Origin of the sequence: Amycolatopsis sp. NPDC021455 (genome assembly GCF_040640995.1) — a bacterium.
Taxonomy (GTDB): Bacteria; Actinomycetota; Actinomycetes; order Mycobacteriales; family Pseudonocardiaceae; genus Amycolatopsis.
Genome location: NZ_JBFACT010000057.1, coordinates 17,245 through 38,669, shown reverse-complemented (window position 1 = coordinate 38,669; position 21,425 = coordinate 17,245). Strand labels below are relative to the sequence as shown.

The 21,425-nt window shown below is 71.0% G+C and carries 21 protein-coding genes; 13 read left to right on the top strand and 8 right to left on the bottom strand.

Annotation, left to right across the window (positions count from 1 at the left end):
• The first annotated feature begins 65 nt into the window (after window positions 1-65).
• The 5 genes from AB0G28_RS38125 to AB0G28_RS38105 are packed head-to-tail and all read left to right on the top strand — an operon-like array spanning window position 66 to window position 4,168.
• Complete coding sequence (locus tag AB0G28_RS38125; protein ID WP_361101050.1) at window positions 66-1,388, top strand: M20/M25/M40 family metallo-hydrolase; 1,323 nt, start codon at window positions 66-68, stop codon at window positions 1,386-1,388.
• On the top strand, window positions 1,388-2,281 hold the full coding sequence (locus AB0G28_RS38120) for an alpha/beta hydrolase (protein ID WP_361101047.1): 894 nt from the start codon (window positions 1,388-1,390) through the stop codon (window positions 2,279-2,281). Before AB0G28_RS38125 ends, AB0G28_RS38120 begins: the two co-directional genes overlap by 1 nt.
• 31 nt (window positions 2,282-2,312) lie before the next feature.
• Window positions 2,313-2,912, top strand: a complete 600-nt coding sequence (locus AB0G28_RS38115; RefSeq protein WP_361101044.1) for a helix-turn-helix domain-containing protein — start codon at window positions 2,313-2,315, stop codon at window positions 2,910-2,912.
• Window positions 2,902-3,639, top strand: coding sequence for an SRPBCC domain-containing protein (locus tag AB0G28_RS38110; protein WP_361101041.1), 738 nt, complete (start codon window positions 2,902-2,904; stop codon window positions 3,637-3,639). The genes AB0G28_RS38115 and AB0G28_RS38110 overlap by 11 nt, the downstream gene beginning before the upstream one ends.
• 31 nt (window positions 3,640-3,670) lie before the next feature.
• Complete coding sequence (locus AB0G28_RS38105; RefSeq protein WP_361101038.1) at window positions 3,671-4,168, top strand: DUF2975 domain-containing protein; 498 nt, start codon at window positions 3,671-3,673, stop codon at window positions 4,166-4,168.
• Window positions 4,169-4,257: 89 nt separating this feature from the next.
• Here AB0G28_RS38105 and AB0G28_RS38100 read toward each other — a convergent pair whose 3' ends face one another.
• The 3 genes from AB0G28_RS38100 to AB0G28_RS38090 all read right to left on the bottom strand — a co-directional run bounded on the left by AB0G28_RS38100 (window position 4,258) and on the right by AB0G28_RS38090 (window position 6,559).
• A complete protein-coding gene (locus AB0G28_RS38100) occupies window positions 4,258-4,482 on the bottom strand; it encodes a DUF5703 family protein (protein WP_072478962.1) in 225 nt (74 codons plus the stop codon).
• Window positions 4,479-5,492, bottom strand: coding sequence for a hypothetical protein (locus tag AB0G28_RS38095; RefSeq protein ID WP_361101035.1), 1,014 nt, complete (start codon window positions 5,490-5,492; stop codon window positions 4,479-4,481). The genes AB0G28_RS38100 and AB0G28_RS38095 overlap by 4 nt, the downstream gene beginning before the upstream one ends.
• A gap of 98 nt (window positions 5,493-5,590) precedes the next feature.
• On the bottom strand, window positions 5,591-6,559 hold the full coding sequence (locus tag AB0G28_RS38090; RefSeq protein ID WP_361101032.1) for an aldo/keto reductase: 969 nt from the start codon (window positions 6,557-6,559) through the stop codon (window positions 5,591-5,593).
• Window positions 6,560-6,645: 86 nt separating this feature from the next.
• On the opposite strand from AB0G28_RS38090, the gene AB0G28_RS38085 reads away from it, so the two are divergent.
• From AB0G28_RS38085 to AB0G28_RS38070, 4 genes are all read left to right on the top strand, one after another.
• Window positions 6,646-7,683 carry an LLM class F420-dependent oxidoreductase gene (locus tag AB0G28_RS38085; RefSeq protein ID WP_361101029.1) on the top strand — a complete coding sequence of 346 codons (1,038 nt, stop codon included), beginning with the start codon at window positions 6,646-6,648 and terminating at the stop codon, window positions 7,681-7,683.
• A gap of 1 nt (window position 7,684) precedes the next feature.
• Window positions 7,685-8,527: an undecaprenyl-diphosphate phosphatase gene (locus tag AB0G28_RS38080; RefSeq protein WP_361101026.1), complete on the top strand. Its 843-nt coding sequence runs from the start codon at window positions 7,685-7,687 to the stop codon at window positions 8,525-8,527.
• Between the two features lie 204 nt (window positions 8,528-8,731).
• On the top strand, window positions 8,732-9,439 hold the full coding sequence (locus AB0G28_RS38075) for a histidine phosphatase family protein (RefSeq protein ID WP_361101023.1): 708 nt from the start codon (window positions 8,732-8,734) through the stop codon (window positions 9,437-9,439).
• A 92-nt stretch (window positions 9,440-9,531) separates the two neighbouring features.
• Window positions 9,532-11,586 (top strand): M3 family metallopeptidase, encoded by a 2,055-nt coding sequence (locus tag AB0G28_RS38070; protein WP_361101020.1) that lies wholly within the window; start codon window positions 9,532-9,534, stop codon window positions 11,584-11,586.
• Window positions 11,587-11,686: 100 nt separating this feature from the next.
• On the opposite strand, the gene AB0G28_RS38065 is transcribed toward AB0G28_RS38070, so the two are convergent.
• Window positions 11,687-12,283 carry an ATP-dependent Clp protease proteolytic subunit gene (locus AB0G28_RS38065; RefSeq protein ID WP_361101017.1) on the bottom strand — a complete coding sequence of 199 codons (597 nt, stop codon included), beginning with the start codon at window positions 12,281-12,283 and terminating at the stop codon, window positions 11,687-11,689.
• 197 nt (window positions 12,284-12,480) lie between these two features.
• On the opposite strand from AB0G28_RS38065, the gene AB0G28_RS38060 reads away from it, so the two are divergent.
• A complete protein-coding gene (locus tag AB0G28_RS38060; RefSeq protein ID WP_361101014.1) occupies window positions 12,481-12,795 on the top strand; it encodes a hypothetical protein in 315 nt (104 codons plus the stop codon).
• Between the two features lie 68 nt (window positions 12,796-12,863).
• On the opposite strand, the gene AB0G28_RS38055 is transcribed toward AB0G28_RS38060, so the two are convergent.
• Entirely contained in the window at window positions 12,864-13,844 is a 981-nt protein-coding gene (locus tag AB0G28_RS38055) for a malate dehydrogenase (RefSeq protein WP_361101011.1), read from the bottom strand.
• A 99-nt stretch (window positions 13,845-13,943) separates the two neighbouring features.
• Window positions 13,944-14,375 (bottom strand): MarR family winged helix-turn-helix transcriptional regulator, encoded by a 432-nt coding sequence (locus tag AB0G28_RS38050; protein WP_361101008.1) that lies wholly within the window; start codon window positions 14,373-14,375, stop codon window positions 13,944-13,946.
• Between the two features lie 95 nt (window positions 14,376-14,470).
• Here AB0G28_RS38050 and AB0G28_RS38045 point away from each other — a divergent pair, with 95 nt between their 5' ends.
• The 3 genes from AB0G28_RS38045 (at window position 14,471) to AB0G28_RS38035 (ending at window position 16,152) form a co-directional block, all read left to right on the top strand.
• Window positions 14,471-14,881: a nuclear transport factor 2 family protein gene (locus AB0G28_RS38045; RefSeq protein ID WP_361101005.1), complete on the top strand. Its 411-nt coding sequence runs from the start codon at window positions 14,471-14,473 to the stop codon at window positions 14,879-14,881.
• Entirely contained in the window at window positions 14,878-15,243 is a 366-nt protein-coding gene (locus AB0G28_RS38040) for a VOC family protein (RefSeq protein ID WP_361101002.1), read from the top strand. Before AB0G28_RS38045 ends, AB0G28_RS38040 begins: the two co-directional genes overlap by 4 nt.
• A 279-nt stretch (window positions 15,244-15,522) precedes the next feature.
• The gene (locus tag AB0G28_RS38035) at window positions 15,523-16,152 is read left to right on the top strand and encodes a DUF4360 domain-containing protein (protein ID WP_361100999.1); all 630 of its coding nucleotides are present in this window, start codon (window positions 15,523-15,525) and stop codon (window positions 16,150-16,152) included.
• Between the two features lie 51 nt (window positions 16,153-16,203).
• On the opposite strand, the gene AB0G28_RS38030 is transcribed toward AB0G28_RS38035, so the two are convergent.
• Both AB0G28_RS38030 and AB0G28_RS38025 read right to left on the bottom strand, forming a co-directional pair.
• Window positions 16,204-18,294 (bottom strand): FUSC family protein, encoded by a 2,091-nt coding sequence (locus AB0G28_RS38030; RefSeq protein WP_361100996.1) that lies wholly within the window; start codon window positions 18,292-18,294, stop codon window positions 16,204-16,206.
• Entirely contained in the window at window positions 18,291-21,413 is a 3,123-nt protein-coding gene (locus AB0G28_RS38025) for a GH92 family glycosyl hydrolase (RefSeq protein WP_361100993.1), read from the bottom strand. Before AB0G28_RS38025 ends, AB0G28_RS38030 begins: the two co-directional genes overlap by 4 nt.
• Window positions 21,414-21,425 lie beyond the last annotated feature (12 nt).

Genomic DNA, 21,425 nt, shown 5'->3' with positions numbered 1-21,425 from the left:
GACCGAGCGGATCTCACCTGGTGCTCGTCCGGCGCACGCGACCGTCCGGGTGATAGGAAGGGCCGGTGACCGAACCGAACCTGATCGAAGCCGCCGCGGCCGAGGCCGTCACGCTGACCAGTGAGCTCATCCGCATCGACACGACCAACACCGGCGATCCCGACACGCTGGTCGGCGAGCGGGTGGCGGCCGAGTACGTCGCGGAGAAGCTGACCGACGCCGGCTACGAGATCACCTACGTCGAGTCGGGCGGGAAGGACCGGCACAACGTCATCGTCCGGCTCGAAGGGGCCGATCGGTCCCGCGGCGCCCTGCTGATCCACGGTCACCTCGACGCCGTGCCCGCCGATGCGTCCGAGTGGTCGGTCCACCCGTTCTCCGGCGCGATCCAGGACGACTACGTCTGGGGCCGCGGCGCGGTCGACATGAAGGACATGTGCGGGATGGCGCTCGCGCTGGCGCGGCACTACAAGCTGAACAACGTCGTCCCGCCGCGCGACCTGGTCTTCGCCTTCCTCGCCGACGAAGAGGCCGGCGGGAAGTACGGCGCGCAGTGGCTCGTCGAGAACCGCCCCGAGCTGTTCGAGGGCGTGACCGAGGCGATCAGCGAGGTCGGTGGCTTCTCCATCACGCTCAAGGACGACGTCCGCGCCTACCTCATCGAGACGGCGGAGAAGGGCATCCGCTGGATGAAGCTGCGCGTGCGCGGCACCGCCGGGCACGGCTCGATGATCCACCGCGACAACGCCGTCACCAAGCTCTCCGAGGCCGTCGCGAAGCTCGGCAACCACCGCTTCCCGCTGGTGCTCACCGACTCCGTGAAGGAGTTCCTCGCCGGCGTCACCGAGATCACCGGGTGGGACTTCCCCGAGGACGACCTGGAGGGCTCGGTCGCCAAGCTGGGCAACATCTCCCGGATGATCGGCGCGACCCTGCGCGACACGGCCAACCCGACCATGCTCACCGCGGGGTACAAGTCGAACGTCATCCCGTCGGTCGCCGAGGCCGCGGTCGACTGCCGGATCCTGCCGGGCCGGCTGGAAGCCTTCGACCGCGAGCTCGACGAGCTGCTCGGCCCGGACATCGAGAAGGAGTGGATGGAGCTCCCGCCGGTCGAGACTACTTTCGACGGCGCGCTCGTGGACGCGATGACCGCCGCCGTACTGGCCGAGGACCCGGGCGCGAAGACGCTGCCGTACATGCTCTCCGGCGGCACCGACGCGAAGTCGTTCCAGGAGCTCGGCATCCGCAACTTCGGCTTCGCGCCGCTCAAGCTGCCCGCGGACCTCGACTTCTCGGCGCTGTTCCACGGCGTCGACGAGCGGGTCCCGGTCGAGGCGCTGAAGTTCGGCACCCGCGTGCTGGACCGGTTCCTGCGCACCAGCTGATGACCGCGTTCGCGCTCGCCGACGGCACGTCCCTGCAGGTGGTGCGCAGGGGCGACCCGGCCGCGCCGGTGACGGTGGTCTTCGTCCACGGCTACGCGCTCGACCAGCGCAGCTGGGGCCGGATCGCGCCGCTGGTCCCGGACGCGGCCGACGGGCCGGTGGCCGTGCTGACCTACGACCAGCGCGGCCACGGCGGATCCGGGCGGGCGCGGCGCGGGACGGCGACGATGGCGCAGCTCGGCGACGACCTCGCCGAGCTGCTCGCGCGCGAAGCCCCCGAAGGCCGGGTGGTGCTGGTCGGGCACGACATGGGCGGCCTGGCGATCATGTCGCTGTCCCAGCGGCACCCGGAAGTGTTCGCCGCGCGGGTCTCGGGCCTGGTGCTGCTCGCGACGTCGTCGGGGACGCTGGCCACCGAAGTGTCGGCAGCCTGGCCGAACGCGCTGGGGAAACTGGCCCGCGACCTCGAAGCGGTGCTCGGCTCGAAGCTCTTCGGGGTCGTGCGCGAGCGCACCAGCCGCGCGGTCAGCGCGGGCCTGCGCTGGTGGCTCTTCGGCGACGACCCGGATCCGGAGCAGGTCGAGCTGACGGTGAAGATGATCCGCGGCAACTGGCCGCACACGGTGTCGCTGTTCCGCCCGGCCATGGACGCGTACGCCCGCGACGCGGCGTTGTCGCAGGTCGGCGGCCTCCCGGTGACGGCGATCGTGGGGGAGCGGGACCGGATCGTGCGCGCGTCCGACGTCGAACAGTGGGCAGCCGGGCTCGGCAACGGGACCGCCGTGGTGCTGCCCGGGGTCGGGCACGTCGTGCCGCTGGAAGCCGCGGCGCAGGTGCTGCCGCGGGTGGTCGCCCTGGTCAACGCGACCTACCGACAAAACGGGACTTCTTGACAACTTCTCTTTTCGGCGCGATCCTGGGCGCATGTTCTCCGTGGCGGTGATCGAAGACGCGGCAGCGGCCGAAGTGTCGCTGGACCCCGTGCGTGCCCGGCTGCTGGCCGAACTGGCGGAACCGGCGTCGGCGACCATGCTCGCCGCGCGGGTGGGGCTGCCCCGGCAGAAGGTCAACTACCACCTGCGGACGCTGGAGCACCACGGCCTGGTCGAGCTGGTCGAAGAGCGGCGCAAGGGCAACGTCACCGAGCGGATGATGCGGGCGACGGCGTCGTCGTACGTCATCTCGCCGTCGGCATTGGCCGCGGTGCAGCCGGACCCGGCCCAGGCGCCCGACCGGCTCTCGGCCCGCTGGCTGCTCGCCGTGGCCGGGCGGCTCGTGCGGGACGTCGGCGTGCTCATCACCGGCGCCGCGAAGGCCAAGCAGCGCGTGGCGACCTTCGCGCTCGACGGCGAGGTCCGGTTCGCCTCCGCCGCCGACCGGGCCGCGTTCGCCGAGGAGCTCGCGACCGCCGTCACCACACTGGTCGCCAAGTACCACGACGAAGGCGCCGAGAAGGGCCGCCCGTACCGGGTGGTCGTCGCCGTCCACCCGAGTGTCCCGGAGGAGTCCGACCGTGGGGTATGAGTTCGAGCTGACCGACACCGCCGAGGTCGGCGCGACGCCGGAACAGGTGTGGGAGGCCATCGCCACCGGACCCGGCGTCGACTCGTGGTACATGGGCCGCAACGAGGTCGACGGCGGCACCGGCGGCGTGGTCCGCGGCGCCTTCGGCGAGTACCGGCCGGAGCACCGGATCCGGGAGTGGGAACCGCCGGCGAAGCTCGTCTACGGCGGCGAGCCGGAACCGGACGGCCGGAAGATCGCCTACGAGTTCCTCGTCGAAGGCCGCGGCGGCGGCAGCTCGGTGGTCCGGTGCGTCACCAGCGGCTTCCTGCCCGGTGACGACTGGGAGGACGAGTTCGAAGCGATGACCGCGGGCGGCGAGCTCTTCTTCCGGACCCTGGTCGAGTACCTGACGCACTTCGCGGGGCGCACGGCGCTGCCGATCACGGCGTTCGGGCCGCCGGTGGGGGACTGGGACGAGGCGTGGACGCGGCTCGGCACGGCACTCGGCCTGTCCGCGCGTCCGGCCGAAGGCGACCGGGTCCGGATCGAGCCCGCCGGCCAGGAGGGCGTCGTCTTCGCGGTGAACGACCAGACGGTCGGGGTGCGGACCGCGGACGCGATGTTCCGGTACCTGCGCGGCTTCCACGGCGCGATGGTCGTGTGCCACAACGTCTTCGCCCCCGGTGCGGACGCCGAGACCGAAGAGAAGACCTGGAGCGACTGGCTGAACCGCGTGTTCGGTTGACAGTCGAGCGGTATGCATCGATTATCGATATATGCCTCGCTTCCTCGTCTTCGCCCTCCAGGCCGCCGTGGTCGGCGCGATCCTCGTCGGCCTGTACGCGCAGATCGTCGTCATCCCGACGACCGCGGCCGACCAGGTCGAAATGTTCCCGCCCTACGCGCCGATCCGGGTGCCACTGGTGACCGCCGCGATCCTGTTCGTCGCGTGCGGGCAGGTCGCGCTCGTGGGCCTGGGCTTGCTGCTGCGCCGGGCCGGCCGCGGGACGGTCTTCGAGCCGTCCGCGCTGACCTGGGCGAACGTCGTGGTGGGCGCCACCGGCGCGGCGACCGTCGTCACCGCCGCGGTGTTCGGCTACGTCACGCTCGCCGACATCCCGTCGCCGACCGACGGGATGGACGTGATCGGCCTCTGGCTCGGCACCGCCGCCGCGGTCGTGGCCGGGACGGTCGCCGTACTGCTCCTGTTCGCCGGACGGCACCTGCTGGTCAAGGCGATCGGCCTGCGTACCGAGCTCGACGGCGTCGTGTAGCCGCCCGGTGTCGCGAATGACTCATTCGGGACGTGCGAGGTCCCCAATGACCCATTCGCGACCTTCGGAACCCCGTGCCCGAACGGAGGCTAGGTCGGCAGTGCGCCGGGCAGGCTTTCCGCCGTCTTCTTGCGGCGCAGCCAGACCCGGCGCGTTCCGTCGGCGTAGAGCCGCACGGTGCGCAGTTCCCAGCCCGCGAACTCCGCGTGGATGGAGAGCTGGATCGCCGCCGCACGCCGGGACACGCCCGGGGGGAGGTGCAGGCGGCGATACTCCCAATCCCCTTCGACCACCGCCTCGCTGACCGTCGTCATGGCTGGATCACCTGGGTCCCTTCTCCCGCGGCCGAGCCGACGATCACCCGGCCGCTCTTCTCGTCCACCCCGACCGAGTCCGGCTGGCGCACGGTGGGGAACCGGTACTTCTCCACGGGCTCGCCGCCACGGACGTCGAACCCGACCACTTCGTTGCGTTCCGTCAGCGTCACCCAAGCCAGGCTCCGCGTCGCGTCGTAGGCGATCCCGTATGTCCCGCCGGGAACCGGGTACCGCTGGCGCATGATGAGCGGCGAAGCCGAGAACGCGATCAGCGCGCCCGCCCGCGCGTCGGTCACCAGCACGCGCCCGTAGGAGTCCGTCACGGCGTTCGCCGCGCCGTCGCCCGCCCGCAGGCCTTCGCCGACCTTGCCGGCGGCGACGTCGACCGAGAACACCGCCGTCCGCAGCCGGTCCAGCACCACCACGCCGTCCCCGGTGTCGAGCACGTCGTCGGCGCTGTAGAGCTGGCCGCCGATCGTCCGCGGCGCTCCGCCGGGCGGCAGCACCTGGATGTCCTTCCCTGCCCCCATCGCGACCAGCCGGTCGGCGCCGTAGGCCAGGCTCGCCGCCGGCTGCCCACCCGTCTTCGTCTCGGTCAGCTTCCGGTCCGGCAACGACAACCGCTGCACCACGCCCTGATCCGGCTCCGCGATCTCCACCCGCCCCGGCGTCACGGTCAACCGCGAGGCCTTGCCGTATAACGGCATATTCACCGGGGCTGACGCGAGCGCGTTGAGGTCGTACAGCCGCAACGCCGGAGGCTGGGAAACCGCGACGACGAGAGTCGACGTCTTCGCGTCGACGGCGACGGCCGACACCGAGCCGGTGGTGAGCACCTGACCCGCGGGTTTCACGGTCACCGCGGGGGAGACGGCCGGGCGGGCGGCGGTCGGGTTCGCGACGATCTGCAGTTCGTCGCCACCCGTCTTGGCCGACGAGCAGCCCGAGAGCACCAGGACACCGGCGAGCGGGATCGCGATCCACGGCACGGCGGTGAGCCGACGCACGTTGCTGCCTCCAGGTGTCCCTCGGCGGGCGGTCTTCACCAGCATGCTCCTTGATCCCCGTGCCGTCACGTGCGTGTCACCGAACAGACACCTGGCGCTCATCGCGGCCAGCGTTCGGGGTAGCCGACCTCGATCGCGCTGACGTCGTCGAGCGCGGACCGGATGGCGGGCGGGAGGGTGATGTCCTCCGCCGTCAGCGAGCCGGTGAGCTGGCCGGTGTCCCGCGCGCCGACGACCGGGGCGACGACGCCGGGCCGGTCGCGGACCCAGGCCAGCGCGACCGCGAGCGGCGACGTGCCGAGCCCGTCGGCGGCGGTCGCGACCGCCTGCACGATCCGGGCGGCCCGGTCGGTGCGGTGGTGCTCGACGTAGCCGGCGTAGGCGCTGTTCGCCCCGCGCGAGTCGGCGGGGGTGCCGGTGCGGTACTTGCCGGTCAGCACGCCGCGGCCGAGCGGCGCCCAGGGCAGCAGCCCGATGCCGTGGTGCTCGGCGGCGGGCACGACTTCGCGGTCCACGCCGCGCTCGAGCAGCGAGTACTCGACCTGGGTGGAGACGATCGGCGCGAGCGCGGAGGCACCGGCGGCGGCCGTCGCGAGCTGCCAGCCGGCGTAGTTCGAGACGCCGACGTAGCGGACCTTGCCGCTGGTCACGGCGTACTCGAGGGCGGACAGCGTCTCGGCCAGGGGGACGCAGTCGTCCCAGGCGTGCAGCTGCCACAGGTCGATGTGGTCGGTGCCGAGCCGCTTGAGCGAGCCGTCGAGCGCGGTGAGCAGGGCGCCGCGTGAGGCGCCGCCGCCGAAGGGGCCGTCGGTGCGCTTGGCGACGGCCTTCGTCGCGAGGACGACGTCGTCGCGGGGCACCAGGTCGCCGAGCAGCGAGCCGAGCACCCGCTCGCTCTCGCCGTCGCCGTAGATGTCGGCCGTGTCCACCAGGGTGCCGCCGGCGTCGACGAAGGCGACCAGCTGGCTGGCCGCTTCCTCCGCGTCGGTGTCGCCACCCCAGGTCATGGTGCCGAGCGCCATCCGCGAAACGCGGAGTCCCGAGCGGCCGAGCAGTCGCTTTTCCACGACCGCCGAGCCTAGTGGGCGTCCCCCGCCGGAGGAGACCAAGGTGAGTCGTGTCGCGATCAAGGCCCCCGTTAGGGTTCGGCCCCGTGCGACTCGGACTCAATCTCGGCTACTGGGACGCGGGGAAGGATCCCGCGAACCTGGGACTGGCGAAACAGGCGGAGGAACTGGGGTACGCGGTCGTGTGGGCCGCGGAGGCCTACGGTTCGGACGCGGTGACCGTGCTGACCTGGATCGCCGCGCAGACCTCGCGGATCGACGTCGGCGCGGCCGTGCTGCAGATCCCGGCCCGGACGCCGGCGATGACCGCGATGACGGCCGCGACGCTGGACACGCTGTCGGGCGGCCGGTTCCGGCTCGGCCTCGGCGTGTCCGGCCCGCAGGTGTCGGAGGGCTGGCACGGCGTGCGGTTCGCCTCGCCGCTGGGCCGGACCCGGGAGTACGCGCAGATCGTGCGTTCGGCGCTGCGCCGTGAGCGCGTGCGGTTCGAAGGCGAGCACTTCACGCTGCCGCTGCCGGACGGCCCCGGCAAGGCGCTGCGGCTGACCGTCCGCCCGGCCCGCAAGCACGTCCCGCTCTACCTGGCCGCGATCGGCCCGAAGAACCTGGAGCTGGCCGGGGAGCTCGCCGACGGCTGGCTGCCGGTGTTCTTCTCGCCGTCGCACGCGGGGGAGCAGCTGGCTCACGTCCGGGCCGGCGCCGAGCGGGCGGGCCGCGGTCTGGACGGCTTCGACGTCGCCCCGTCCGTGCCGCTCGTGCCCGGCGACGACTGGCGGGCCTGCGCGGACGCCGTCCGCGGCTACGCGGCGCTTTACCTGGGCGGGATGGGGAGCAAGGAGAAGAACTTCTACAACCGGCTGGCGTGCCGGATGGGTTTCGCGGCGGAAGCCGCCGAAGTGCAAGAGAAATACCTGGCCGGCGACCGGGCGGGGGCGATGGCGGCGGTGCCGCCGGAGTTCCTGGACGCGACGTCGCTGCTGGGACCCAAGGAACGGATCGCGGAGAAGATGACCGAATTCGCCGAAGCCGGCGTGACGACCCTGTCAGTGTCGCCGTACACACCGGAGCCGGCCCAGGCCCTGCGTACCGCCGCCGAGGCGCTCGAGCTGGCGGGGGTGGCCTGACGTGGGCTGGTTCGAAGCACTGGTCCTGGGCCTGGTCCAGGGCCTGACCGAGTTCCTCCCGATCTCCTCGAGCGCGCACCTGCGCATCGTCGCGGCGCTGGCCGGCTGGGACGACCCGGGGGCGGCGTTCACCGCGGTCACCCAGATCGGCACCGAGCTGGCGGTGATCATCTACTTCGGCCCGAAGATCGGGAAGATCCTGCGGGCCTGGTTCTTCTCGTTGTACAAGGCGGAGTGGCGCCGCGACCCGGACGCCCGGCTGGGCTGGCTGATCATCGTCGGCTCGCTGCCGATCGTGGTGCTCGGGCTGCTGCTGCAGGACGAGATCGACAGCGCGTTCCGCGACCTGCGGATCACCGCGACCGTGTTGATCGTGTTCGGCCTGATCCTGCTGGTCGCCGACCGGATCGGGAAGCAGGAGCGCACGCTGGACGACCTGACCGTGCCGCACGGGCTCGGCTTCGGCTTCGCGCAGGCGCTGGCCCTCATCCCGGGCGTGTCCCGCTCCGGCGGCACGACGAGCGCCGGCCTGCTGCTCGGCTACACCCGCGCGGAGGCGGCGGAGTACTCGTTCCTGCTGGCGCTGCCCGCGGTGTTCGGGTCGGGGGTGTACAAGCTCAAGGACATCGGCGCGGGCGGCGTGCCGGCCCAGTGGGGTCCGACGATCCTGGCCACGCTGGTCGCCTTCGGCGTCGGCTACGCCGTGATCGCCTGGCTGATGGCCTACATCAAGAAGCGCAGCTTCGTGCCGTTCGTGATCTACCGGCTGATCCTCGGCGTGCTGCTGTTCGTGCTGATCTTCACCGGTGCCCTGGACCCCAACGCCGGTCCGGTCGGCCACTGACGCCACCCGAGTCGCCCGGCTCGCCCCTTGGCCGCTGGGTGCCGAGGTCGCGAGGTTCCGCGGGTCGCGAATGGGTCATGGGGGACCTCGCACGTCCCGAATGAGTCATTCGCGACACCAGCCGGCAGCTCACCGCGCCGCTTCCGCTCGGAGCACCGCGGCGCGATCGACTTCGCCGGAGACCTGCCACGTAGGGTGGGGGCCGTGAGTACGGTCATTCTGCTCCGGCACGGCAAGTCGACGGCCAACGGCTCCGGCGTCCTGGCCGGGCGGTCCCCGAAGGTCAGCCTCGACGACACCGGCCGCGCCCAGGCGGAGAAGCTCGTGGAGCGGCTCGACGGCGTGCCACTCGCGGGTCTCGTCGTGTCGCCCATGCTGCGGTGCAAGCAGACGGTCGGCCCGCTGGCCGCCGCGCGTGGCCTCGACAAGGTCGTCGAGCCCGGGCTGTCCGAAGTGGACTACGGCGACTGGACGGGCAAGGAGCTCAAGCACCTGGCGAAGGAACCGCTCTGGCGTGTCGTGCAGGCGCACGCGTCGGCCGCGGTGTTCCCGGGCGGCGAAGGGCTCGCCCAGATGCAGGCACGCTCGGTGGCCGCCGTCCGCGCCCACGACCGGCGGATCGCCGCCGAGCACGGTGACCACGCCGTCTGGCTGCTGTGCAGCCACGGCGACGTCATCAAGTCGATCCTGGCCGACGCGCTCGGCCAGCACCTCGACGCCTTCCAGCGGATCGTCGTCGACCCGGCGTCCATCTCGGTCGTGCGCTACACCGAGACGCGGCCGTTCGTCATGCGGGTCAACGACCACGGCGGCGACCTCGGCGGCATCGTCCCGCCGGAACCGAAGCCGAAGCGCGGCAAGAAGACCGCCGGGAGCAGCGACGCCGTCGTCGGCGGTACCACGGGACGGTGACTTCGGCCACCTTCCTAAAGCGCTGACGGCGGTACCGGGGGAACCCGTAGGGTGGCGGGACCGAGTGTTTTCCCCGACCAGGAGCCTGCCCGATGATTTCGCCGGACAACCCGTTCGCCGCACCCAGCGAGCTGCCCTACGCCCTGCCGCCCTTCGACCGGATCGCCGACGAGCACTACCGACCCGCGTTCGAGGCCGGTCTGGCCGAGCACGCGGCGGAGATCGAGCAGATCGCGACGCAGGACGCCGAGCCGACGTTCGAAAACACCATCGTGGCCCTCGAACGCGCCGGCGAGCTGCTGGGCCGGGTGGCGAGCGTGTTCTACAACCTGTCCGGTTCGAACAGCACCGACGAGATCCAGGACATCCAGGCGGAGTTCGCGCCGAAGCTGGCCGCCCACCACGACGGCATCCACCTGAACCCCAAGCTGTTCGCCCGGATCGACGCCCTCCACGCGCGCCGCGGCGAGCTCGGGCTCGACGAGGAGTCACGGCGGCTGCTGGAACGGTGGCACACCGACTTCAGCCGGGCCGGCGCCGCGCTCGGCGAGGCCGAGCAAGCCCGCCTGCGCGAGCTGAACGAACAGCTCTCCACGCTGCAGACGAAGTTCCAGCAGAACCTCCTCAAGGACACCAACGAGCTGGCCGTCGTCATCGCCGACCCCGCCGAGCTGGACGGCTTCGGCGACGGCGCGATCGCCACCGCGGCCGAAGCCGCGTCCGCCCGTGGCGAGGACGGCAAGTACGTGCTCACCCTGACCCTGCCGACCAGTCAGGCGTCACCGCTGGAAACGCTGCGGAACCGCGAGGTCCGCGCGCGGATCCACACCGCGTCGATGGCGCGCGGCAACCGCGGCAACGCCAACGACAACAACGCCGTCGCCGCCGAGATCGTCCGCCTGCGCGCGGAACGGGCCGTGCTGCTGGGCTATCCGAACCACGCGGCGTACGTCATCGCGGACGAGACGGCGAAGACCGCCGAAGCCGCCGCCGGGCTGCTGGAGCGCCTGGCACCCGCCGCGGTCACGAACGCCCGCGCCGAAGCCGCCGAGCTCCAGCAGCTGCTGGAAGCCGACGTGCCGGGCGCGAAGCTGCGGCCGTCCGACTGGGCGTACTACGCCGCGCAGGTCCGCCGCGAACGCTTCGACGTCGACACCGAGGCGCTGCGCCCGTACTTCGAGGCCGGCCGCGTGTACGCCGACGGCGTCTTCTTCGCCGCGACCAAGCTGTACGGCCTGACTTTCACCGAGCGGCACGACCTGCCGAAGTACCACCCGGAGGTCCGGACCTTCGAGGTCTTCGACGCCGACGGCACCCCGCTCGGCCTGTTCCTGCTCGACCTTTACACCCGGGACTCCAAACGCGGCGGCGCCTGGATGAACACCTTCGTCGACCAGTCCGATTTGCTCGGTCGCAAGACGGTCGTGGTCAACGTGCTCAACGTGAACAAGCCGCCGGCGGGGGAGCCGACCCTGCTCACCTTCGACGAGGTCGTCACCGCGTTCCACGAGTTCGGCCACGCCCTCCACGCCCTGGTCTCGTCGGTCCGCTACCCGACCTTCTCCGGCACCAACGTGCCCCGCGACTTCGTCGAATACCCCTCGCAGGTCAACGAGATGTGGATGCTGTGGCCGGAAGTGCTGGCCCACTACGCCAAACACCACGAGACCGGTGAAGCGCTGCCCGCGGAACAGGTCGAGAAGCTCCTCGCCGCCCAGCAGTACGGGCAGGGCTTCGCCACCACCGAGTACCTCGCGGCCTCCCTGCTCGACCAGGCATGGCACAGCCTCGGCGTCGACGACCAGGTGGGGGACGTGCAGCGGTTCGAGGCCGAAGCGCTCGTGAAAGCCGGCGTCGCCGTCGAGGCGATCCCGCCGCGCTACCGCACCACGTACTTCGCCCACATCTTCAGCGGCGGCTACAGCGCCGGGTACTACTCCTACATCTGGAGCGAAGTCCTCGACGCCGACACCGTCCAATGGTTCCGGGAGAGCGGCGGCCTGACCCGCGAGAACGGCGACCACTTCCGCCGCACCCTCCTGGGCCGAGGCGGCAGCATCGACCCGATGGACGCCTTCCGGGCCTTCCGCGGCCGCGACCCCGAGATCGAACCCCTCCTCGACCGCCGCGGCCTCAGCGGAGTCTGACTCCCTGAGTGTATAACGACCTATACTGCGGGCCGGTTTTCTTGAAAACCGGCCCGCAGTAGCCAGTTCTGCACCCAAAAACCGCACAGACGCGGAAGGCTCAGGCCGGTGCGGTCTGCTCGCTGGTGACGATGTGGTCGATGAAGCCGTAGGAGAGTGCTTCGTCGGCGTCGAACCAGCGGTCCCGGTCGGCGTCGGCGGTGATGCGGTCGACGCTCTGGCCGGTCTGCCGGGCGGTGATCTCGGCGATCCGCCGCTTCATCTTCCCGAAGACCTCGGCCTGGATGGCGATGTCGGTGGCGGCGCCGCTGATCCCGGCCGACGGCTGGTGCATGACGATCCGCGTGTTCGGGAGCAGGTAGCGCTTTCCGGGAGTGCCCGAGGAGAGCAGGAACTGGCCCATGGACGCGACGAACCCGAGGCCCCACGTGGAGACGTCCGGTTTGATCAGCTGCATGGTGTCGTAGATCGCCAGTCCGGCGGTCACCGAGCCGCCGGGGGAGTTGATGTAGAAGGTGATGTCCTTCGCGGGGTCGTCGGCGGCGAGCAGGAGCAGCTGGGCGATGAGCCGGTTCGCCACTTCGTCGTTGACCTCGGAGCCGAGGAAGACGATGCGGTCGCGCAGGAGCTGTTGGTAGACCGGGTCTTCGGTCGGCTGGCCGGGTGCCTGCATTTCGGGTACGGCGAGAAGGGTCATGGGCCTGACGGTAGGGCCGGTGATCGACGGCGGGTGCGGGGTTTCGCTGTGAGCGTGCGGTGTTCGCTGCGGGCGATGCGGACGGGGTTTCCGCGAATCGCTGAACCTGGCCTGCCTCGTCAGTTGGGTGGATGTGGGGCGTAGGGCGCGAAGCTAGCGTCACGCGTGATCGAGTCGGCCCAACCGTGAGGACAACGATGAACAGGATCGAAGAAGCCGCCGGCGTGCAGGCCGGTGCGCTCGTTCGCTTGCAGGTGGCGATGCCGGTCGTGCCGGTGAGCTGTGCGGCCACTGCCGCGGAGGCCACCGCGCGGCTGGCCGCGCACGCGGCGTTCGGCAAGGCCGCCGGTTGGGGTTTGGCCTTCATCGCCGCTACGGCCGCGGCCTACGGTGCCGGTGTGGCCCACGGGTACGCCGAAACCCGTGACGACGTCACCGGGGAGGTCGGGGTGCGTGGCGGTCTGAGCGCCGGGGCCTTGCTGCGGACGCGGACGGACTTGGTGGCCGCCTGAGCGTCCGGGCACGCGGAAAAGGGGCCGCCGTCACCGGGGTGACGGCGGCCCCTTTTCCGTGGAGTTGCTCAGATGAGGCCGAGCTTCTGCACGGTGTCGCGTTCCTCGACGAGTTCGGCGACGGAGGCGTCGATGCGGGCGCGGGAGAAGTCGTCGATCTCGAGGCCCTGGACGATCTTGTACTGGCCGTTCTCGGCGGTGACGGGGAAGGACGAGATGAGGCCTTCGGGGACGCCGTAGGAGCCGTCGGAGACGACCGCGGCGGAGGTCCAGTCGCCGGCCGGGGTGCCGTTGACCCAGGTGTAGACGTGGTCGATGGCGGCGGAGGCGGCCGAGGCGGCGGAGGAGAGGCCGCGGGCTTCGATGATGGCCGCGCCGCGCTTGGCGACGGTGGGGATGAAGTCGTTTTCGAGCCAGGCCTGGTCGACGTCGACGGGCTTGCCGCCGACCTCGGCGTGCTGGACCGAGGGGTACTGGGTGGCGGAGTGGTTGCCCCAGATGGCGAGCTTCTTGAGCTCGGTGACGGGGACGCCGAGCTTCTTGGAGAGCTGGGCGAGGGCGCGGTTGTGGTCGAGGCGGGTCATCGCGGTGAAGCGGTCGGCGGGCACGTCGGGGGCGTGCGAGCGGGCGATGAGGGCGTTGGTGTTGGCGGGGTTGCCGACGACGAGGACCTTGATGTCGTCGGCGGCGCCGGCGTTGATGGCTTCGCCCTGGGGCTTGAAGATGCCGCCGTTGGCTTCGAGGAGGTCGCCGCGCTCCATGCCCTTGCTGCGGGGGCGGGCGCCGACGAGGAGGGCGATGTTGGTGCCTTCGAAGGCCTGCTTGGGGTCGTCGAAGATGTCGGTGCCTGCCAGGAGCGGGAATGCGCCGTCCTCGAGCTCCATGGCGGTGCCCTCGGCCGCCTTGACCGCCTGCGGGATCTCGAGGAGCCGCAGCTTCACCGGGACGTCCTGGCCGAGGAGCTGACCGGACGCGATGCGGAAGAGCAGCGCGTAGCCGATCTGGCCGGCGGCGCCGGTGACGGTCACGTTGACAGGGGCTTGGGTCATTGCGGTACTCCAGCTTGAGACGACTTCGGCTTGTGCCTTGGAGCCTATCCCTCCTGGGCGTCGCTGTTCGGGTGCGTCCAGTCACTCCGGCTGGATCGATCAGGTATCCGTCACGTTGGCGGCGAGCCGGTGGAGGAGGTCGGCGAGCTGGGCGATCTCGGTTTCGGTGAGGCCTTTGCGCATGCGCTGGTCGTGGGCGATGGCGGCTTCGGCGAGGCGGTGGAAGAGGTTTTCGCCGTGGTCGGTGAGTTCGACGAGGTGGACGCGGCGGTTGCCGGGGTCGCGGCGGCGGGTGATGAGGCCGGCGGTTTCCATGCCGTTGAGGTGGTGGGTGAGGGTGGCGCCTTGGATGCCGACGGCGTCGGCGAGTTCGCGCTGGTTGGCGACGGGTCGGGTTTTGAGGGAGATGAGGATCTGCCAGATGGGCTGGGAGCCGCCGGCGGCGGCGAGGGCCTGGTCGAAGGCGCGGCCTGCGGTTTTGGCGGTGCGGGCGAGGACGACGCCGATGGGTGCGGTGACGGGTGCTGGCACGTCGTTGACCGTACCGCAGATGCCGAGAAGTCTAAGCGTTTGACATCTAATGGTTAGACTTCTAACGTTTATGGCATCGAAGGAAGGGGAACGCGATGAGCACCGAAGAGCAGGTTCGCGAGTTCGGCCGGGTCTGGGCCGCCGCCGAGGAGCGCGGCGACACCGAGGTCCTGGCCGGCCTGGCCGCCGACGGCTTCCGGCTGGTCGGGCCACTGGGCTTCGTCCTGGACCGTGACCAGTGGCTGGCGCGCTACGGTGGTGGTGGGCTGGTGACCGAAAAGCTGGACTGGGACGGCGTCGAGGTTCGCGATTTCGGCGGTACCGCGGTCGCGATCGGCGTGCACGAGCAGGTCGCGACGCACCGGGGGAACCCCGTGAACGGCCGGTTCCGCGCCACGCACGTGCTGGTCCGCGACGACGACCGGTGGCGGCTGGCGAGCATTCACCTCAGCCCGATCGGCGGTCCGCCGCCGTTCGCCCGCGCGCCCGAAGGGAGCGAACGATGAGCGTGGAGTTGAACCACACGATCGTGTGTGTCACCGATCGTGAGAAGTCGGCGGAGTTCCTGGCCGGGATCCTCGGCCTGCGGACCGGTCCGGTCGCCGGGCCGTTCGTGCCGATCGCGCTGGCGAACGGCGTGACCCTGGACTACATGCGAGTCGACCACGTGACGAGCCAGCACTACGCGTTCCTGGTCGGCGACGAGGACTTCGACGCCGCGCTGGCCCGGATCGAAGCGGCCGGGATCGCGTACTGGGCGGACCCGGTCCACGAGCGGCCCGGCGAGGTCAACACCATGAACGGCGGTCGCGGGGTCTACTTCGCGGACCCTGACGGGCACAACATGGAACTGCTCACCCGGGCATAGAGGCGCCGGGCGCTCTCCGGTCGGTGATCGGCCGGGCCGGACGTCGCGCGGGTGATCGTGCCGATCACCGGGCGGACCGGGGGCGCGAAATCGTTTTCCCCCAGTATTCATTCACGTTCATCGGGAATGGGTTGCGCAGAATTTGTCGAAACGTGAGCAATGTCGTGTAGTGGCCTGGATGCGCGGCGTTGCTCCGTTCAGCGGGGTTTGCTTCCATGATCCTTCCGCTACCATGGTCCGGCCCCGGTCCCGATTTCGGATGTATTGGGAAGGATTCCGATGCTGTCTGCGGTCGTTGCTGCCGTAATGGCGCTGTCCTCTGTGGTCACCCCGCATTCGTGGAACACTCCTCCGCCCCCCGACAAAATCGTCATCGACGTCGCGACCGTCAATGGCACCGGCTGTCCGCCGAACTCGGCCGCCGTGTCGGTCTCGCAGGACAACACGGCATTCACTGTAACTTACAGCACGTACACGGCTCTGGTCGGCGTCGGGGCCGGGCCGCTGGACGCCAGGAAGAACTGCCAGATCGGCCTGCGGGTGCACGTGCCGCAGGGGTTCACCTACGGAATCGCGCAGGCCGACTACCGCGGATTCGCGCACCTGGAACGCGGCGCGACCGGCCTGGAAAGAGCGAACTACTATTTCCAGGGTAATTCACCGACGGCTTACGTCCAGCACCCGCTGGCGGGGCCGCTAGACGATGACTGGCATTTCACCGATTCCACGGAGGTCGGGGCGATCGCGTTCAAGCCGTGTGGCGAGGAACGCAACCTGAACATCAACACGGAATTGCGTGCGGCGGCCGGGACGTCGGATCCGAAGAAGACGACGAGCTACGTCACGATGGACTCGACCGACGGCAGCATCACCACCACGTACCACTTCGCGTGGCTGACCTGCCCGTGATCGGGTGTGACTGCCGGGGTGGCGCGGTGGATGACCGCGCCACCCCGGCAGTCACGGTTTGGCCGGGGCGCGCGGATCGGTGGCCTGCACTCCGAAGACACGGCCGAGGGAGACGAGAGCCTCGTCGAGGTGGCTGAGGCTGGAGAGGACCGCGCGGGTTTCGGCCGCCTCGACGCGGTCGGAGACCGGGGTGCCGTCGTCGCGCACGAGCGTGCCCGGGCCCGCGCCACCGGGGGCGTCGAGGGCCGTGCGGAGGACGTCGATGTTGCGCAGCAGCCGTCCGGTGAACTGGCGCAGGCGGTCGGCGTCGGCGCCGGCGAGCTGGCCGGGCTGGGCGCGGGCGGCGACGTGGCGGGCGCGGAAGGCGATGGTTTCCAGGGTGGTGAGCACGTGCCAGCCGTAGTCGCGGCGGGCACTGCGGAGGTTGACCGGGTGGGTCAGCGGCTCGACGGTGGTCCGGACCTGTTCGACGTCGCGGTCGAGGTCGCGGGAGAGCTCGATGATGTTGACGTTCTCTTCGCCGGCGAGCAGGCCGCGGGTGTGTTCGAGGAACTCTTCCAGGTCGTCGAGCACTTCGCCGATGTCGTCGAGCATGACCGAGCGGGTGCGGACCGGGACGATGACGACGGCGGCGAGGATGCCCGCGGCGGCGCCGACGGCGGTTTCCGCGACGCGGACCCAGAGCACTTCGAGGCTGAACGTGCCGAGCAGGCTGTAGAGCAGGCCGAGCATGCTGGTGACGAAGAAGGCCATCGTCACCTGGGAGACGCGGGCGGTGTAGACCATCCCGAAGACGCACACCAGGATGAGCGCGAGCGTGGCCGCGGTGTCGCCGCCGACCAACAGGGCGAGCAGGACGCCGCCGACGATGCCGATCAGGGTGCCGCCGAGGCGGCGGACGCCCTTGACGAAGGTGGCGCCGGCGCTGGAGGCGCCGATGAACACGACGAACACCGTCAGGACGGCCCAGTACCAGCGCTGGTGGGAGATCAGCTGGCCGCCGAGCACGGCGAGCCCACCGCCGACGACGGCCTGGATGGCGCTGCGGGTCCGGTTGTCGTAGGCGAACCTGGGCGGCGGCTCGTCGTCGTTCTCTTCCGGGTCGAGCGGGTCCGGTGTGGACTCCGGGGCGGCGGCGCGCTGGGCGCGGTCGTCGGCCAGCGCCAGCTCGGCCAGTGCCTTGCGGACGCCGTCGCCGGGAGCGGCGTGGGAGTCGATGCGGCTGCCTTCGACGAGCATCCGGCTGTATTCGCCGGTCTGGCTGATCAGCGGGAGCTCTCGGGGGTCGCGTTCCATGAGGGCGCGGAAGCGGGCGAGCCGGGCGACGAGGTCGTCGCGGACGTCGGTGGTGAGCTCGTCGGAGCAGGTGCGCTGGACGGTGATGGCGAGCCACTGCACGGCCAGTTCGACCTCGATCGCGCGGCGCCGGAGCCGGTCGGCGGCGCGGGCGTCGACGACGTCGGGAGCGGCGTCCTCGATGAGCAGGACGCATTCGTGGAGCCGGTTGAGCGCGCTGCGCAGCTGCTTGCGGGTGCGTTCGCTGCCGTTGACGGTCAGGTAGGCCTCGGTGGCGCGGATGACGGCGCCGAGGCGGGCGCGGAAGGCGCGGCGGACCCGGAGGAACTCGGCTTCGGGCTTGCGTCGCAGCAGGAGGAAGCGGACGGCGGCGTTGGCGAGGACGCCGACCGCGAGGGCCAGCAGCAGCTGCGGGACCTGCTTGACGTGGGCCTGCAGGAACATCGGGAAGAAGAACAGGAAGAAGGCGATCGAGCCGAGCGCGGTGCCGCGGGCGCCGAAGCGCTGGGCGTAGACGGCGACGAAGATCAGCAGGACGAACACGACGCTGTCGAGCGGCGGCAGGCCGGAGCCGAGGCTGGCGACGGTGATCGACGCGGCGCCGGTGAGGAACGCCAGGCCGAGGGTGACGGCCTGGGCGCCCGGGGTGGGGTCGTTGACGGTGAACGCCGTCATCATCGCGGCGATGGCCCCGACGAGGATCACGGTCAGCGGCAGGTGGGCGGGCAGCAGGGCGGCCACGGCGAGGACGATGCCGAGCACGGCGGAGCCGGCCAGGCGCAGCCGGACCAGGCCGGGGTCGGCCGCGGTGAGCCGGTCGAGGGCGGCGGTGCGGAAGTCGTTCATCGGGCGAGCAGCTCCCACTGGGCGAGGGTGGCGCGCCGGCCGCGGGTGGCGGTGATCCGCAGCCGGTAGCGGGCGTGCGCGGCCGGGGTGGTGAGGACGAAGGGGCGGGTCTGGCGGCGCCAGCGGAACAGCTCGCCGTCGCGCCGGTCGAGGGTGGTCCAGGTGACGCCGTCGTCGGAGCCTTCCAGCACCCACGCGCTCGGGTCTCCGCGGCGATCTCCGGAGGTCAGTGTGTACATCGTGACTTCGCGGGGTTCGCCGGTGACCGTGAACTCGATCGACGGCGTGGCGCCGCGGAAGGTCACCTGGGTGCGGGTCGTGTCGTCGAAGAGCGCGCCGGTGCCGGTGCCGTCCGAGGCGGTCCCGGTCCCGGCGAGGTCGGTGACCGGGTCCGGGTGCTCGGCGGGAGGCGGCGGGGCGCCCCAGCCGGTGGGCTCGGTGGTCAGGTCGAAGACGAGCGTGGCGCCGGCGGCGAGGGTGGCGTGGGCGATGGTCGTGGCGTCGTGCGGCTCGCCGTCGACGGTGAGGCCGCGGACGTAGACGGTTTCGCCGGTGTTGCCGGGCGCGTGGACGACGAGCGTCTTGCCGCCGCCGAGGTGCACGGTCGCCTTCTCGAACAGCGGCGAGCCGATGGCGTAGTGCGGGCTGCCGACGGCCAGGGGGTAGAAGCCGAGAGCGCTGAAGACGTACCAGGCGGACATCTCGCCGTTGTCCTCGTCGCCGGGGTAGCCCTGGCCGATCTCGCTGCCGAGGTAGAGCCGCCCGAGCACCTCCCGGACGACGGCTTGCGTCTTCGCGGGCGCGCCGGCGAGGTTGTAGACGTACGGGATGTGGTGCGAGGGCTGGTTCGAGTGGCCGTACTGGCCCATGCGGACGTCGCGGGCTTCGGTCATCTCGTGGATCAGGCCGCCGTACGCGCCGGGCCGCCGTCCGGTCTCCGGGGTGGCGAAGAAGGTGTCGAGCTTGGCTTCCAGGCCGGCGGTGCCGCCGTGCAGGGCCGCGAGGCCGGGGCCGTCGTGGGGTGCGGTGAAGGCGGTGTTCCAGGCGTTGGTCTCGACGAAGTCGCCGCCCCACGCGGCCGGGTCGTAGCCCTCGGGAGCGAACTTGCGGCGGCCGTCGCGGTGGCGGCCCTGGAAGAACCCGATCGCCGGGTCGAAGTGGTGGACGTAGTGCTTCGCGCGCTCGCGGAAGTAGGCGGCGTAGTCGGCATACATCCGCGAGCGTGACCCGGAGCTTTCACGTGAAAGCTCCGCGGAGAGGTTGGCCAGGCCGAAGTCGTTGATGCAACCCTCGAGCGCCCACGAGAGTCCTTCGTGGACGGACACCGGGGTGTAGCCGAGGAAGATCGACTCCGCGAGGCCTTTGCGGCCGACCGAGCGGTGCGGCGGGGTGACGGTGGCGTTCTTCAGCCCGGCGTCGTAGGCGGCCTCGACGTCGAAGCCGCGGACGCCCTTGAGGTAGGCGTCGGCGAAGGCGACGTCGGAGCTGGTGCCGGTCATCAGGTCGGCGTAGCCGGGGGAGGACCAGCGGGAGATCCAGCCGCCTTCGCGGTACTGCTGGACGAACCCGTCGATCATCCGGCCGCAGCGGTCCGGGGCGAGCAGCGCGTACGCGGGCCAGGTCGTGCGGTAGGTGTCCCAGAAGCCGTTGTTGACGTACAGCTCGCCGTCGACGACCTTCGCGCCGGTGCGCGTCCGGGTGCTCGGCCACCGCCGGCGCCGGACCGGGCTGGCGTGCCGGACGCCCTTCGGCGTGGTCTCGTGCGCGATGTTCGGGTACAGGAACAGCCGGTAGAGGTTGGAGTACAGCGTGGTCCGCTGGTCCTCGGTCGCCCCCTCGACCTCGACGCGGCCCAGTTGCTCCTGCCACAGCTCCCGGGCCCGCGTTTTCACGTCTTCGAACGTCGTCCCGGCCGGGATCTCCAGCTCCAGGTTGTGCTTGGCCTGGGCCAGGCTGATCAGCGATGTCGCGATCCGCAGCGTGACGCCGGGCCCGTCGAACTCGAAGTAGCCCGAGACGCGCCGCCAGGGCCGGCGGCGGATCTTGGCGCCGTTGGTGGCCGGGGCGTCGGTCACGGCGTAGACGAACATGCGGCGCGCCCCGGCGGACAGCCGGCTGCGGACCCAGGTGTGGCCGGTGACGACGCCGGTGTCGGGGTCGAGGCGGAGGCCGCCGCGGTTGCCGACGTTGTCGAACAGCAGCCAGCCGTGCTTGGCGGGGAAGGTGAACCGCATGATCGCCGCGTGCGACGCCGGCGCGAGCTCGGCGGTCATGCCGTTCGCGAACCGGACGCGGTAGTGGTGGGGTGAGTCGGTTTCGTCGTCGTGGGAGAAGGCCAGGGCGCGCTTGCGGCGGTCGGGTTCGACCGGGCCGGTGCCGGGCATGACGTGGAAGGTGTGCCGGTCGCCCATCCACGGGCTCGGCTGGTGGCTCAGGGCCAGTGCCTGCAGGGCGGGCCGGTTTTCGGCGTCGTTGTGGCGGTGGTAGGAGTAGATCCAGTTGGTGACGCCGGCGTCGGTGACCGGGGTCCAGAAGTTGAACCCGTGCGGCACGGCCGTGGCCGGGAAGGTGTTGCCCCGGGAGAACTCGGCGCTGGAGTGCGTGCCGCGGGTGGTCCGGACGCAGTCGACGGGATCCCGCGGCGGCTCGGCCCGCTCGCCGATCCGGACGTCGTCGATCCACCCGCTGATCTCGCCTGGCGCGGCCGTACGCAGGACGATCCGGCTGATCCGGCGTCCGGCGAACGCCCCCAGCGGGCGGCGGACGAGGTTCCACTGGTCGAGGTAGAGCGTCTTGTCGTCGACCGGGGCGAACCCGGCTGCGGTGCCGTCGGCGAACTCGACGTCCAAGCTGACCCGGGTGGCGTGGTAGGCCGGGATCTCGCCGTCCGAGGCCGGGAAGACCACATAGGACAGCTCGGTGCCTTCGGTGACCGGGACGTCGAGTTCGAACAGGACGGCTTCGGGCCGCGTGTCGTAGCGCAGGGCCCTGGTGCCGGTGAAGCCGACGCCGGTCTTCGCCGTGGGGGAGCGGTCCGGTCCGCTGCCGACGGACAGCGCGGGGTCCGCGGGCTGCGGGTCACCGGTTTCGAAGGACGAGAAGAACACGGCGTCGGGCATGCCCACACCGTA

Excerpts from the sequence above, each read along its gene's own strand:
- AB0G28_RS38055 (WP_361101011.1), bottom strand. The coding sequence starts at position 13,844 with ATGACCCAAGCCCCTGTCAACGTGACCGTCACCGGCGCCGCCGGCCAG.
- AB0G28_RS38060 (WP_361101014.1), top strand. The coding sequence starts at position 12,481 with ATGAACAGGATCGAAGAAGCCGCCGGCGTGCAGGCCGGTGCGCTCGTT.
- AB0G28_RS38120 (WP_361101047.1), top strand. The coding sequence starts at position 1,388 with ATGACCGCGTTCGCGCTCGCCGACGGCACGTCCCTGCAGGTGGTGCGC.
- AB0G28_RS38045 (WP_361101005.1), top strand. The coding sequence starts at position 14,471 with ATGAGCACCGAAGAGCAGGTTCGCGAGTTCGGCCGGGTCTGGGCCGCC.
- AB0G28_RS38070 (WP_361101020.1), top strand. The coding sequence starts at position 9,532 with ATGATTTCGCCGGACAACCCGTTCGCCGCACCCAGCGAGCTGCCCTAC.
- AB0G28_RS38105 (WP_361101038.1), top strand. The coding sequence starts at position 3,671 with ATGCCTCGCTTCCTCGTCTTCGCCCTCCAGGCCGCCGTGGTCGGCGCG.
- AB0G28_RS38115 (WP_361101044.1), top strand. The coding sequence starts at position 2,313 with ATGTTCTCCGTGGCGGTGATCGAAGACGCGGCAGCGGCCGAAGTGTCG.
- AB0G28_RS38025 (WP_361100993.1), bottom strand. The coding sequence starts at position 21,413 with ATGCCCGACGCCGTGTTCTTCTCGTCCTTCGAAACCGGTGACCCGCAG.
- AB0G28_RS38100 (WP_072478962.1), bottom strand. The coding sequence starts at position 4,482 with ATGACGACGGTCAGCGAGGCGGTGGTCGAAGGGGATTGGGAGTATCGC.
- AB0G28_RS38035 (WP_361100999.1), top strand. The coding sequence starts at position 15,523 with ATGCTGTCTGCGGTCGTTGCTGCCGTAATGGCGCTGTCCTCTGTGGTC.
- AB0G28_RS38030 (WP_361100996.1), bottom strand. The coding sequence starts at position 18,294 with ATGAACGACTTCCGCACCGCCGCCCTCGACCGGCTCACCGCGGCCGAC.
- AB0G28_RS38040 (WP_361101002.1), top strand. The coding sequence starts at position 14,878 with ATGAGCGTGGAGTTGAACCACACGATCGTGTGTGTCACCGATCGTGAG.
- AB0G28_RS38065 (WP_361101017.1), bottom strand. The coding sequence starts at position 12,283 with ATGACCCTTCTCGCCGTACCCGAAATGCAGGCACCCGGCCAGCCGACC.